This is a genomic window from Methylobacterium amylolyticum, from assembly GCF_030700245.1.
Classification (GTDB): domain Bacteria; phylum Pseudomonadota; class Alphaproteobacteria; order Rhizobiales; family Beijerinckiaceae; genus Methylobacterium.
Window position 1 is genome coordinate 18,403 of sequence record NZ_JAUYZI010000057.1, and the last position, 13,337, is coordinate 31,739.

The following is a 13,337-nucleotide window of genomic DNA, read 5'->3' on the forward strand; positions in this document are numbered from 1 at the left end:
CGCGATGCACCGTCTGCGCTCGGCCCCGGCGATGCGGCTTGGCATCGCCGGCCTCACCGCCGCCGCGCTCGGCCTCGTCGCGCTGACCACCGGCTACAGCCACTTCGTGATCGCCCTCGTGGCGCTGACCACGGTGGCCGGCGTCGGCCTCAACGTGCTCCTGGGCCTGACCGGGCTGATCTCCTTCGGCCAAGCCGGCTTCTACGCGATCGGCGCCTACGCGAGCGCGATCCTGACCCTCCACGGCGTCAGCTTCTGGCTGGCGCTCCCGGCGGCGGCGCTGATCGCGTCGCTCGTCGGCGGCCTCGTGGCGGTGCCGGCGATGCGGGTGAAGGGCCCCTACCTCGCCATGCTGACGATCGCCTTCGGCTTCATCGTCGAGCACGGCCTGATCGAGGGCGGCGACCTGACCGGCGGCCAGAACGGCCTCGTCGTCACTGACGCGCCGACGCTCCTCGGCGAACCCGTGACCGCGGCCGGGCTCGCGGTACTGGCGGTGCTCGCCGCCGGCGCGAGCCTTGCCGGGTTCGATCTTCTCGCCCGCAGCCGCCTCGGCCGGGCGATGCGCGCCGTGCGCGACGCCGACGTCGCCGCCGCGGCTTTGGGCTTCGACCCGGTCCGGGTGAAGACCCTGGCCTTCGCCATCTCCGCCGCCCTGACCGGCCTCGCGGGGGCGGTCCTGCCGCCGCTGATGCTGTTCATCGCGCCGAGCTCGTTCCCGTTCTCGCAGTCGATCCTGTTCGTCCTCTCGGTGATCGTCGGCGGCGCCGGCACGGTGCTCGGTCCGCTCTTCGGGGCCCTCGTCACCGTGCTGCTGCCGGAGGCGCTGTCCGGCCTCGCCGAGTACCGCCTGCTGTTCTTCGGCGTTGCGACTCTGGCGGTGCTGTGGCTGGTGCCCTCGGGGCTGGTCGGCAGCCTCGCCCGGCTGCTGCCCCGCGGCCGCGAGGCGCCGGCCGCCGGGGATGGCGGGGCGGCGCCGCTGTCCGGCACGGCGGCGCGCGAGGCCCTCGTCCTCGAGGGCGTCGGCATCCGCTTCGGCGGCATCACGGCGGCGGACGGCGTCGACCTCACGGCGCGGCCGGCAGCCGTCACCAGCGTGATCGGCCCGAACGGGGCCGGCAAGACCACATTGCTCAACATGGTCTCGGGCTTCTACCGCCCGAGCGCCGGGGCAATCCGGCTGGGCGGGCGCGACCTCGCCGGGCGGCCGGCCCACGTCGTCGCCCGCGCCGGCATCGCGCGCACCTACCAGACCACGCGCCTGTTCGGCTCGCTGCCGGTGGCCGACAACGTCGCCCTCGGCCTCGCGCCGGGCCGACTCTGGCACCGCGCGCGGGCGCAGGACCGCGAGACGGCCGCCGCGCTCCTCGCCTTCGTCGGCTACCGCGGCGCCCTCGACCGCCCGGCCGCCGAGCTGCCCCACGTCGACCGGCGGCTCGTGGAGATCGCCCGGGCGCTCGCCGGCAGCCCCGCGGTGCTGCTCCTCGACGAGCCAGCCGCCGGCCTGTCGCGGGCCGACACCGACCGGCTGGCCCGGCTGATCCGCCGGATCGCCGCCAGCGGCGTCGCGGTGGTGCTGGTCGAGCACGACATGCCGCTGGTGATGGGCATCTCCGACCACATCCTCGTCATGGATGCCGGCCGCCCGATCGCGCGCGGCACGCCCGCCGAGATCCGGCGCGACCCGGCGGTGCTGCGCGCCTATCTCGGCGGCGCCGACACGCCGGCCCGGCCGCGGAGCGCGCCCTGGCAGGGGCCGGCGGATGCCGTCCTCTCCGTCCTCGACCTGACAGCCGGCTACGGCGCCGCGCCGGTCCTCGACGGTGTCCATCTCGACGTGCGGCCGGGCGAGACCGTCGCCCTGCTGGGCGCGAACGGCGCCGGCAAGTCCACGGCCATGCGGGCGCTCGCGGGGCTTCTCCGCCCGGTCGCGGGATCGGTCGTGTTCGACGACCGGCGCGTCGACGCGCTGCCCGCTCACCGGATCGCCCGAAGCGGCCTCGTCCTGGTGCCGGAGGGCCGGCAGGTCTTCCCGGAGCTCACCGTCGTCGAGAACATCCGCCTCGGCGCCTTCGGGCGCGGGACGCCGATCGACCCGGCCGAGGTGGAGCGTCTGCTCGACCGGTTCCCGCGGCTGCGCGACCGGGCCGGGAGCCGGGCGGGCCTACTCTCCGGGGGCGAGCAGCAGATGCTGGCGATAGCCCGCGGATTGATGGCGCACCCACGCATCCTGCTCCTCGACGAGCCGTCGCTGGGCCTCGCCCCGGCGATGATCAACGCCCTCTACGCCACGGTGGCGGAGCTGCGCGACGAGGACGTCACAATCCTCATCGTTGACCAGATGGCGGCGCTGGCCCTCACGGTCGCCGACCGCGGCTACGTCCTGGAGCAGGGCCGAGTCGTCGCGCGCGGAACGGCCGCGGAGCTGTCGGCGGACAAGGGGTTGGAAGCGGCTTATCTCGGTGCCGCCTGACAGGGTCACGGCGCGGAAATGCGCTCGGAGGACGCACGCTACAGCAACGCTGACTGTTGCACGATGGCCGCCCAAGCAGGTCGGGCTTCGCCATAGTAGGCTCTCGCGAGAGCCGGACTCATCGTCGAAGACGGCTGCTTTCGGCCCGCGACCGGAGCGGTGTGAAGGGCCGCCACGGGCGCGAAGCTGAACGTCTGGTCTGGCGCCACGAGACAACAATCGCGTTTTGCGTGCCGTGATGTCAGTACCAGCTCAGGAGACAGGCGACGCCGCTGGGCCAAGGCTCGATCGATTGTTGCTTACTACCCACTCGCACGAGATCACGGGCGATCGAGACTGGTGGCGATGCCTGTCGACAGTGCTGTCGCACCGGTGATGTAGTAGGCGGTACGGTTGGGCGACCGGGTCGAGAGGTCGGCCGCGGCGGAACTGCCCATCTCGTAGTACAGCGCGCTCATCGTCGCCATCGACCCCCCAGCGTTGCCCGGCTCGTACGCGCGCGCCTCGTGGAAGCCCAGACCGCGTTTCCCCTGCGCGCCGATCCCCTCCCGGATGCTCCCGCTGTTGATGTAGTGGCGGCGTACACCCGCTACGAAGAGTACGGTGCAGGCGCTCGAACAAGGACCGCGCGATGCGTCGTAGACGGTGGTCGCACCGGTCGCCCTGATATTGCGTCCAATCGGCCCCGCCGCCGACAGAGTTCCGCCGACGCTGGAGAGGTCGACCACGCGGTAGCTGCCCTGCGGCGCCACGGACGCGAACTTGAGATCATCGCCGGTCTCGATGCGCCCGCGCACGAGTATCGAAGCGCCCGCCCGCGTAATCTCGGCGGCGCGGGCGCCCTCAGGTGTGCCCGTAGGCATTACCAAGAGCATGACCAGGAAATGGATCGAATGTCCCAGGCCTCGGTGTGCCATTCGATGAGCTCTCTATCCTGTGCCACGGCGCGCCCGCTCAAGGGCGATCGATGCAGCGGGATGACCGCGGGATGTTGCGATTGTTGTTCCCACCGGTCACCTCCTTGATCTGCCCGCTGGAGCACGATCCGTCGTCGACCAGGACCGTCTTGCCGTAGGCCAGCGTGCCCGGGGCCGGATCTTTGTCGAGGATGGTTGCGGTATCCTGCAACGCGACGCCCCTGCGTAGGCGCTGTGCGCTGTCGTAGGCGACGTAGGCAAGACCACAAGCCAGTGCTGCACAGCACAAGCCCAATCTGAGCGTGCGACGGGCCCGTCGGATGCGCTTCCACGCCAGCCGCCACGCGGCAAGCGGCACGGCGCTGATCTCGTAAGTCGCCACCGGTCGAGGAATGTTCTTCAGGAGTTTGTTGCCCTGGAAGCGGAACTGCACGGTCAGCTTCGCCTCGACCAAATTCTTCACCTCCTGCGAGATGTAGATGCTGTCGGGATCGGCGATGCCTTCGAGGCGGGCCGCAACATTGACGGCATCGCCGAGCAGGTTGTCGCCCGTCCGTAGAACGTCGCCGGTGTGCACGCCGACGCGGAACTGCAGCGGGCGCGGATCCCGCCCCTGGCGTTGGAGCCCGGCGACGCCTTCCTGGATGTCCAGCGCGCAGCGCACCGCCTCGACGGGGCTTTCGAACTCGGCGAGCACGCTTTGTGGGGCGGTCGTGAAGATGCGCCCGCCGCGCGCGACGACGAGGGCGTCGATCACCGCGCGGTACCGGCCGAGCGCGGCGACGGTGTCTTCCTCGGCTGCATTTACATGGCTGGCGTAGTCGACCGCTTCGACCCCCAGGATCGTACGCAGCGTTCGCCGGACGGGGGAGGTGCCGGCGTCCTCGTGGTGGGCGCGGTTATCATCGGTGGGTATGCTCACGGGTGCGGTACGCAACGTTGGCCCCGGGACAAGGCGAGGGTCATGTTGCCGCCCGACACCGCCTTGATCTGCCCGGCCGGACAGGAACCATCGTCGACCAGGACGCGCTGACCGGGCGTGAGCCAGCCGGGCGGGGGATCCTGCGGAAACACCGTGTCGGTGGGAGCCATGCGGTAGCCGATCCCGACGCTGAGGAAGGCGACGCCATCATAGGCGGCAAAAACGTAGCTGAATGCGGCGATCCCGACTACCGCAGCGGCGATCCAGCGCTGACGCAGCAGTTCGCGCCTCAGCTTGACCCAACGCGGCGTGGGACCATCGGGCAGTTCGTAGGCTTCGATTGTGCGACCGACCTCCTTGAGCGTCCCTCGGCCGCGCGGGACGAAGACGCGCGCGAGGTCTGGATCGAGAAAGTCGCGCACCTCACGAGATATCAGGAGGCCGCCGGGCCGGGCGAGGCTTTCCAGGCGCGCAGCCACGTTGACGGCATCACCGAGGATGCTGTCGCCACGACGCATGACATCGCCGGTGTGGAGGCCGATGCGGAAGGCGAGGCGGCGTGCCGCAACCGCGCGCTCGTGGAGGGCACGGATGGCCGCCTGGACGTCGATCGCGCAGCGCACTGCGTCGCTGGGGCTGCCGAAATCAGCCACGACGCTGTCGCCGGCGGTGGTAAAGATGCGTCCATCCCACCGTGCGATCACCCCGTCGACGACTCTGCGGTGGCAGGCGAGGGCGGCGATGGTGTCGGCCTCCGCCTCCGCCATGTGTCGGCTGTAGCCGACGACGTCGGCGGCGAAGATGGTTCGGAGAGTGCGCGTGGCGCGATCAGGAACCATGGGGTCTGCGATGCCGCCGTTGGACGGCGCGACCTCGCCGGACGAGCTTTGGACGGTGGCGTTCATCTTGCGAACGTAGCTGAGCGCGCCGAGATCCGCACGCGATCGTGTAACGCGGTGACGACGACGGTGCTCACGTCGACGGTGTCATTGCTACTGACAAATCCGACGACTGTCTTGGGCTCGGCGGCAGATTGGATGCCTCCGGATTGTGACCATCCGTCGATATGTCGGGCATAACCGCCCCTGACCGCTACCCACGTGGGCATTCAGACCTCATCACGCTGCATCCGCTTTCGAGAAACGGCAACGCCGCCAGGGACGGCCGAGATGGTGCGAAGCGGAACGTCGGCTTTGCTCGCTGGACGCTGTTCCCAGCTCCGAGCAATTCCGCCGGCCGATGCCCCTGATCGTGCCTGTCGGCTTCCCTGCAAGCATCAATTTCCTTCCCTGCTTCCACGCGTAGGGAAATCGGCCCCAAGCCATTGTCCGTGCGAGACAAGCTGAGTGAGCGCTGTTTGGAGGCATCACTTTTCCGAAGCATTTCCCTGTATTTTCCGCGTCGACAGGGAAAATAAGACCGGAGACGGGTTCGATCGTGACCGCCCGCACCACCAGGGTTTCCTGGTGAAACTTAGGTTTTGATCGCACGACGCGCCGAGCGCCGTCGGTGGCGCCGTTTGGCGACGATCAGCCCGGTCTCTCGACCGACAAACATACCCTTTCTCGACGCTCGCCAAGCCGACGCGCCGGCCCATATCTCCAAGCCTGAACGACGGTGTTCCGGGCGCGCGGACGCCGGCTGAGCGCAGACCGGTTCGCACACGCGCACGAGACGCCCGTTCGCATCCGCGCGGCCCGCGGCGCCGCCTCCCGCCCGCCGGTGGACGAGCAGCACACCCCGGAGCGGCCGATGCCCGAGATCGAGGCGACGCCCTACTGGCTCGACGGCAACTTCGCCCCCGTCCAGGAGGAGATCACCAGCTTCGCCCTGGAGGTGGAGGGCGCGGTCCCGCCCGAGCTCTGCGGCCTCTACGCCCGCAACGGCGCCAACCCGCGCGACGGCCATTCCGGGCACTGGTTCCTCGGCGACGGCATGATCCACGGCGTCGCCCTGCGCGAGGGCCGCGCGGACTGGTACCGCAACCGCTGGGTGCGCACCCCGCGCTTCGAGGGCCGCGCCTCCCGCAACCCGCTCGACCTGCGCGGCAGCGTCGCCAACACCAGCCTCGTGGCCCATGCCGGGCGCACCTTCGCGCTCGTCGAGAACGCCCTGCCGATGCGGATCGGGCCCGAGCTCGAGACGCTGGGCTACGAGGATTTCGGCGGGCGGCTGACGACGCCGTTCACCGCCCATCCGAAGATCTGCCCCGAGACGGGCGAGCTGCACTTCTTCGGCTACAGCCCGCTGCCGCCCTACCTGACCTACCACGTCGCCGACGCCGCAGGTGCACTCGTGCGCAGCCTGTCCCTGCTCCTGCCGGTGGTGTTCGACATGGGACTGGCGCTGCGGGGCACGATGCCGTTCGCCTGGAGCGACGCGCACGCGCCCCGCCTCGGCGTGCTGCCGCGCGGGGCCGGGGCCGAGGCGCTGCGCTGGGTCGCGGTCGAGCCGGGCTACGTCTTCCATGTCGGCAACGCCTACGAGGAGGCGGACGGGACGCTGGTGCTGGACGTGGCGTGGTACCGCGAGCTGTGGCGGGGCGGTCCGTCCGCGGCGCGCTTCGAGCCCGCGCGGCTCAGGCGCTGGCGGATCGGCCCGGGGGCGGACCGCGCGCAGGAGACGGATCTGGACGAGCGCGCGATCGAGTTCCCGCGCATCGACGAGCGGCGCACGGGGCTGGCGCACGGGGTGCTCTACGCGGTGCAGACAGGAGCCGGTCCCGACGAATCCGAAGCCCGTGATGGCGCGCTCGTGCGCTACGACCTGGCACACGGTCGGGACGCGATGCACGTGTTCGCCGGCGGCATCCCGAGCGAGTTCGCGCACGTGTCCGGCGGCTCGGGCGAGGGCTGGCTGATGGGCTTCGTCTACGACCGGGTACGCGGGGCGAGCGACCTCGTGATCCTGGCGGCGGCGGACGTGGCGGCTGCGCCGGTGGCGCGGGTTCGTCTGCCGCGGCGGGTGCCGCAGGGCTTCCACGGCACCTGGATCCCGGACGCGTGAGCGCGGCGGCTGCGGGCATGCTCGACGCGGGCGCGCTGCTCGACGATCGGGGCAGCGCATCCGCGGATCAGCAGCATCGCGCCACAACCAGACCTTGGGCGTTAACCAGAAACCGGACGTTCGCCTTCGCCCATCTCGGTCAATCAGAGCATCGTTTCCAATCGCCCAAGACGGACGCTCGCTAGAGCGAACTATACGGAACTTTGCTGACGACCGAAATCTGGTAGGCGCTGATGAAAGTAGGTGTTGCGAAATGCACCGCAACGAAATCTGCGTTAACCGAGACGCTGTCTCCAAGATCGGCGCTTATGATGCTGCGTCGATCTACATCTGCTGCATTCCTCGTTGTGGACCGAATGTCTCATCTGTCCGCGTCAAACGCAACCGGTCGGCCCGATCTGCCGCGTCAAAGTGACTGAGCCTCGGACCGTGGCGCTCGATGGGCTCGACGCTCAAGACCCAGTAAAGTCACGTATCGATTGGATGCTTCGCAGCACGCCGCCGGACTATCGCCGGTTTCAGCCTCTCGAAGCGGGATCACCTCATCACCAGTGGAACAGGTGAATGCCTCGGCCTGCCGGCGCGTCAGCCCGAAGGCCAGGACCCTCAGACCGCGGTAGACCGTGTAAGTGCCGTCCTCATTAGCCCTGATGCGGATCATCGTCTTTCTCAGCTCAAGCTGTATGACACCGCGGTCGAGCTTCTCCCCGCCGACCCGCGGTCGGACCACTGATGCCCAACCGCAGGTGGCCGAGCGGGGCTGAACAGACCGCAAGTACGACGGGATCAGACCGTTCCGTCTGAAACCTCGATCACATCGCGCGTGCGGACGATCCGGTCTTCTCCTGCTGCGCGAAGATCGACCCGTAGCCTCCCGACCAATCCGGCGGAACGATGCACGGGCGCGGATCGTGGTGGGCCCACCGCGGGCGCTGCCCACGTATTACCGTCCCGGAATGGGGGCTCGGGATCGGGTTCGGCGTGTAGGGGAAGGAGTCGCCGGACGAGTAGGTGTGCAGGAGCAGGGGCCGTCCGATGGGCGACAGGTTCGGCTCTGAGGCGTGCACGGTGCGGCAGTTGTGAATGGTGATGCTGCCCGCGGGGCCCATGAGCGTCTCGGCGCGCCCGGTATCGACGCGATCGAGGTCCTTATCCAGAATATGACCCACCCATCGGCCGGACTCGTCGAAGTGGTCGAACAGCTCGCCGTTCTGGCTCTCCGGAATGCAGAGCAGCGGGCCCATTTCCAGGCTCGTGTCGTGAAGGTAGATTCCCATCGTCAGGGGCGAGTAGTCGGTGTGAGGCCAAGCCTGGATGTCCTGGTGCCATTTGACCTCCTGGCCGGCGCCAGCCCATTTGAAGTTCAGCTTCGAGTGGTGAAACTTGACATCCGGTCCGACAAGGTCCTCAGCGATGTCCGCCATCAGCCCGTTCGAGGCGAAATTCCAGTAGGCTTCGTGTTGATCGACCGGGCTGGAGAGGCGGCGAAGTTTCGGGTTGTCCGCCGTGTGCCCTCTGTCGACGTCGAACACGCCGTTCGATTCGGGCACTGATCGGCTCTTCTCGACGAAGCTTTGCGTCACATCATTGAGGTCACGTATGGTTCTGGCCGGGATGGCCGCTTCCAGCATAATGTACCCGTTCTGGAAGTAGTCTTCCCTCTGTTTCTGGGTCAGAAACTTGGGCCGATGGCTGAGGATCCTGTCGGCGTCCATCGCTGCTCCTCCCGCGTGGTCTATAATCGTTGCGATCGGACCGCGAAGGCCCGATCTGCACGGTGATATATCACCGTCTTTCTCGCGTCAAGATTGTGTCCTGTGTTCGAGACTGGGCTCACGGCTGAGGAGCAATAAGCCTCGAAACGCTTAAGCTTTCCAGTGTGTCTCGTCAGCAGTACGTGATATAGTATCCGTTGATGACATAATTGATATTGCGTTTATCAAACATAACCGCCCATTTTTCGCACTTGAGGCGGCCGAACGGACCATCGCGGCTGACCCAGGTTTGAGACCGCGTGTTGACGCATTCGGCGTCTGGACTTTCCCAGTTCAGCGTTTGATATATCAGCAAACGATGGAGGACGCGACGATGCCGAGACGCCGCACGGGGCTGCTATGGACCTTCATCGCGCTGTTGATCGGGAGCGCGACCGCCCAGGAAGCACCGATCCGGATCGGTGTCCTCAACGACCAATCAGGCGTCTACGCGGATTTTGGCGGCCAGGGGTCCGTGCTGGCCGCGCGTATGGCCGTAGAGGACTACGGTGGGCGCGTGCTCGGTCGGCCGGTAGAAGTGGTCAGCGCCGATCACCAGAACAAGCCCGACATAGCGTCCAACATCGCGCGGCGGTGGTTCGATCTCGACAACGTCGATGCCGTGCTGGATCTGACCACATCGGTCGTCGCGCTCGCGGTTCGTGAGGTCGCCGTCGCGCGTAATCGGGCGCTCCTGATCAGTTCTGCGTCGAGCCCCGACATGACCGGGAAAGCCTGTTCGCCTGTCACGGTGCACTGGGGCTTCGACAGCTACGCCAACGCAAACGTGGCCGCGAAGGCGACCGTGGCTGCAGGTGGCAAGAGGTGGTTCTTCGTTACCGGCGACAACGCCGGGAGTCGTGCTCAGGAGGCGCAGGCGATGCGCTTCCTAGAGGCTGAGGGAGGGACGGCGGTCGGCGGCGTGCGACATTCCCTCGGCACCGCCGATTTCTCATCCTACCTGATGCAAGCGCAGGCTTCGAAGGCCGACGTCATCGCCCTCGCCAACGCGGGCGGCGACATGATCAACGCCATCAAGCAGTCTCAGGAGTTCGGGATCATCAGGAGCGGGCAGAACATCGTGCCGATGCTCGCCTTCATCAGCGACATCCACGCACTCGGCCTGGAGGCAGCGCAGGGCCTGACGTTTGCTTCGGGCTTCTACTGGGACCGGACCGAATCGACGCGCGCCTGGAGCCGCCGCTTCATGAAGCGCAACCGCGAGCGGGCGCCGACGGTCGTGCAGGCCGGCACCTACAGTCTCGTCCTTCACTTCCTCAAGGCGATGGACGCGGCACGCACGGAGGCCGGAGACGCGGTCGTGCGGGCCATGAAGGCCCAGCCCGTCAACGACGCGCTCTGGTCGAACGTGACCATTCGGGACGATGGCCGCGGTCTCAACGACATGTATCTGGTGCGGGTGAAGACCCCGGCCGAGTCGACAGAGCCCTGGGATCTCTACAAGATCCTCGCGACCGTCCCGGGTTCTGAGGCTTATCGACCGACAGCCGATGGCGGATGCCCATTGGCTGCCGCCGCGCCGTCCGTTCCGAGGCCATAGGAGAACAGGTTTATAGTGACCCTGCGAACCTTACCCGAAGGACGCTCGCGAAAGGAGGCGCCCGCCGTCTCGAAGAGCTTGGCTGAGCAGGCCTACGATCATCTCGAGGAGATGATCGTGACCCTTCAGCTCAAGCCGGGTTCCATACTGAACGAGAGCGCCCTGACGCAGCAGATCGGGTTCGGGCGCACGCCCGTGCGGGAAGCCCTGCTGCGGCTCTCCGATGTCGGTCTCATCTCGATCGTGCCTCGGCGCGGAACGCTTGTGACGACGACCGATCGCGACGATCAACTCCTCCTTCTCGAAGTACGGCGCGAACTCGAGCGGCTCATCGCCTCGAAGGCCGCTGCCCGCCGTGACGCGCTCGCCAAGAGGGCGTTCGAGGAGATGGCGCTCGACATGCGCGAGGCGTCGCGAACGGACGACTACCTCCTGTTCCTGCGGGTCGATCACAGGTTCAACCAGTTCGTCGCCATGACGTCCGCGAACCGGCATCTCATCAAGGCGATCATGCCGATCCACGCGCTCGCTCGTCGGTTCTGGTACATGCACTACCGGCCCTATGATCTGCCGACGGCCGCGACGTTGCACGCGGTCATCATGGAAGCGATCGCGGCGGGCGATGCGGCAGCGGCTGGGCGCGCATCCGACATGCTGCTGGACTACGTCGAGAATTTCACCCGCGCAGTTCCCTGTCCGTAAGACCAGCCTAGAGCTGTGCCCGATCATGTAGCAACGGTCAAGTCGTCTTCTTATCCGGCTGCGGTGAGGCAGTTGCGGCACTCGTCTGGGGTGAAGCGAGTGAAGGCCTCGCGGATAGCAGCCCAGAGGTCGGACACGGTGCGAGCGGCTGCGGTCCGTAGCAGGTGCTTGAGCTTGGAAAAGATCTGCTCGATCGGATTGAACTCGGGACTGTAGGGCGGAAGGTACAGGATCCGCGCACCCACCGCCTCGATGGCTTCGCGCACGCCGGCGACCTTGTGGGCCTGGAGGTTGTCGAGGATCACGGTGTCGCCGGGCTTGAGCACCGGGACGAGGTGGTCGGCGACGTAGCTGCGGAAGCGCGCGCCGTTGGTGGCGCCGTCGACGAGGCTGAGCGCGCACGGGCCGGTGGTGCGCAGCGCGGCGGTGACGGTGGTGGTTTTGTAGTGGCCTTGCGGCACGAGGAGCCGGCACCGTTCACCGCACGGGGCGCGTCCTTAACGGCGGGCCATGTTGGTGGCGGCCGCGGTCTCGTCGAGGAAGACGAGCGTGTCGGGGTCGAGGTCGGGCATGGCCTCGAACCAGGCTTGGCGGGCCGCCCTTACGTCGGCACGCGCCTGCTCGGCGGCGTGGACCGCCCCTTTATGGATGGCCCGCCCCTCACCGGGCTACACTGCTAGGCTTGCAGTGAGCCGAGAAGAGGAAGGGAGCGGGACGATGACGATCGCGGTTCTCGGGATCGACCTGGGCAAGAACAGCTGCAGCCTCGTCGGGCTGGACGCGGCGGGACGGGTCGTGCTGCGCCGACGCATGCGGCGCGAGGGGGTGATCGCCTTCGGCGCGAAGCTGCCGGGATGCGTCGTGGCGATGGAGGCCTGCTGCGGTGCCCATCACATGGGCCGCGCCATGGCCGAGCAGGGCCACACGGTCCGCCTGATGTCGCCGGAGTACGTGCGTCCCTACGTCAAGGCGCACAAGAATGACGATCGCGACGCGGAGGCCATCGCCGAGGCGGCCACCCGCCCGACGATGCGGTTCGTGGCGCTCAAGACCGAGGCGCAGCTCGACGTGCAGACCCTGCACCGGGTGCGCGACCAACTCGTCGGTGAGCGCACGGCGCTGATGAACCAGATCCGCGCCATCCTTCTGGAGCGCGGCCACGTCGTGGCGCAAGGGCGCGCCAAGTTGGCCGCCTGTCTGACCGAGTTGCTCGACATGGAGGCGGGCACGTCGCTCACGCCACGCATGCGCGCCCTCGTGGCCGAGGTACGTGAGCGCTGGCAGGGCCTCGACCGGCGCATCGCCGCGCTGGACGCTGAGTTCGCCGAGCAGGCCCGCACGGACGCGGACGCACGCCGGCTGACCACCATCCCGGGGATCGGCGCGCTCAACGCGACCGCGCTGGTTGCAGCCATCGGCGATGTGACGACCTTCGCCCGCGGGCGCGACCTAGCGGCTTGGCTCGGCCTCGTGCCGCGGCAGGTGACGACAGGTGGGAAGCCCCGGCTCGTCGGCATCACCAAGCGCGGCAGCAAGTACCTGCGCAAGACGCTGATCCAGGGCGCGCGCGCCGCGCTGCCCTCGTTGCGGCAGAGCGACACCCATCTCGGGCAATGGCTGCGCGGGTTGCTGGCGCGGGCGCACGTCAACACGGCGGTGGTGGCGCTGGCCGCCAAGATCGCCCGCATCGTCTGGGCGTTGCTGCGCCACGGGCGGGTCTACGAGCCGGCGGCGGTCGCCGCCTGATCCGAGTTCGGCCGGCGGAACATGCGCTGGCCTTCCGATGTCTGCGGGCGGTGAGAAGAAGATGGCCTGACAGTCGACCGGTGTTCTGGAAGCCTCTCCCGTAAAATGGCGCTCGACGCCGTCCCCTTTATGAGGCCCGGAATGCGCGGATCTCCATCTTGGCCAACGGCTCCGCCGAAAGGCCGGATACGTTTATGCAGACTGCTCAGACCAGCGGATCCAGAGCCACTTGCGGACGGGGCGGGCCATACGTTTT

9 protein-coding genes and 1 pseudogene are annotated in these 13,337 nt (G+C 67.9%); 5 read left to right on the forward strand and 5 right to left on the reverse strand.

Annotated features, from left to right (window positions below):
• The first annotated feature begins 4 nt into the window (after positions 1-4).
• Positions 5-2,473 (forward strand): branched-chain amino acid ABC transporter ATP-binding protein/permease, encoded by a 2,469-nt coding sequence (locus tag Q8W71_RS27475; protein ID WP_305528593.1) that lies wholly within the window; start codon positions 5-7, stop codon positions 2,471-2,473.
• Positions 2,474-2,793: 320 nt separating this feature from the next.
• Here the strand turns inward: Q8W71_RS27475 and Q8W71_RS27480 are convergent, their stop codons facing one another.
• Genes Q8W71_RS27480 through Q8W71_RS27490 form a run of 3 tightly spaced genes read right to left on the reverse strand, consistent with a single transcriptional unit; the run spans position 2,794 to position 5,217 of the window.
• Positions 2,794-3,390: a hypothetical protein gene (locus Q8W71_RS27480; protein WP_305528594.1), complete on the reverse strand. Its 597-nt coding sequence runs from the start codon at positions 3,388-3,390 to the stop codon at positions 2,794-2,796.
• A gap of 37 nt (positions 3,391-3,427) precedes the next feature.
• Positions 3,428-4,312 carry a DUF6719 family protein gene (locus Q8W71_RS27485; RefSeq protein WP_305528595.1) on the reverse strand — a complete coding sequence of 295 codons (885 nt, stop codon included), beginning with the start codon at positions 4,310-4,312 and terminating at the stop codon, positions 3,428-3,430.
• Positions 4,309-5,217 (reverse strand): DUF6719 family protein, encoded by a 909-nt coding sequence (locus Q8W71_RS27490; RefSeq protein WP_305528596.1) that lies wholly within the window; start codon positions 5,215-5,217, stop codon positions 4,309-4,311. The genes Q8W71_RS27485 and Q8W71_RS27490 overlap by 4 nt, the downstream gene beginning before the upstream one ends.
• Positions 5,218-6,064: 847 nt before the next feature.
• Between Q8W71_RS27490 and Q8W71_RS27495 the strand changes: the two genes are divergently transcribed.
• Positions 6,065-7,318 carry a carotenoid oxygenase family protein gene (locus Q8W71_RS27495; protein ID WP_305528597.1) on the forward strand — a complete coding sequence of 418 codons (1,254 nt, stop codon included), beginning with the start codon at positions 6,065-6,067 and terminating at the stop codon, positions 7,316-7,318.
• A gap of 812 nt (positions 7,319-8,130) precedes the next feature.
• Here the strand turns inward: Q8W71_RS27495 and Q8W71_RS27500 are convergent.
• Entirely contained in the window at positions 8,131-9,033 is a 903-nt protein-coding gene (locus Q8W71_RS27500; RefSeq protein WP_305528598.1) for a phytanoyl-CoA dioxygenase family protein, read from the reverse strand.
• A 373-nt stretch (positions 9,034-9,406) separates the two neighbouring features.
• Here Q8W71_RS27500 and Q8W71_RS27505 point away from each other — a divergent pair, with 373 nt between their 5' ends.
• Positions 9,407-10,633, forward strand: coding sequence for an ABC transporter substrate-binding protein (locus tag Q8W71_RS27505; protein ID WP_305528599.1), 1,227 nt, complete (start codon positions 9,407-9,409; stop codon positions 10,631-10,633).
• Between the two features lie 15 nt (positions 10,634-10,648).
• Complete coding sequence (locus Q8W71_RS27510; protein ID WP_305528600.1) at positions 10,649-11,335, forward strand: GntR family transcriptional regulator; 687 nt, start codon at positions 10,649-10,651, stop codon at positions 11,333-11,335.
• Between the two features lie 50 nt (positions 11,336-11,385).
• Here the strand turns inward: Q8W71_RS27510 and Q8W71_RS27515 are convergent.
• Positions 11,386-11,979: pseudogene (locus Q8W71_RS27515) on the reverse strand (IS630 family transposase); the annotation flags it as partial.
• 73 nt (positions 11,980-12,052) lie between these two features.
• Between Q8W71_RS27515 and Q8W71_RS27520 the strand changes: the two are divergent.
• Positions 12,053-13,081: an IS110 family RNA-guided transposase gene (locus Q8W71_RS27520; protein ID WP_305528214.1), complete on the forward strand. Its 1,029-nt coding sequence runs from the start codon at positions 12,053-12,055 to the stop codon at positions 13,079-13,081.
• Positions 13,082-13,337: the final 256 nt, after the last annotated feature.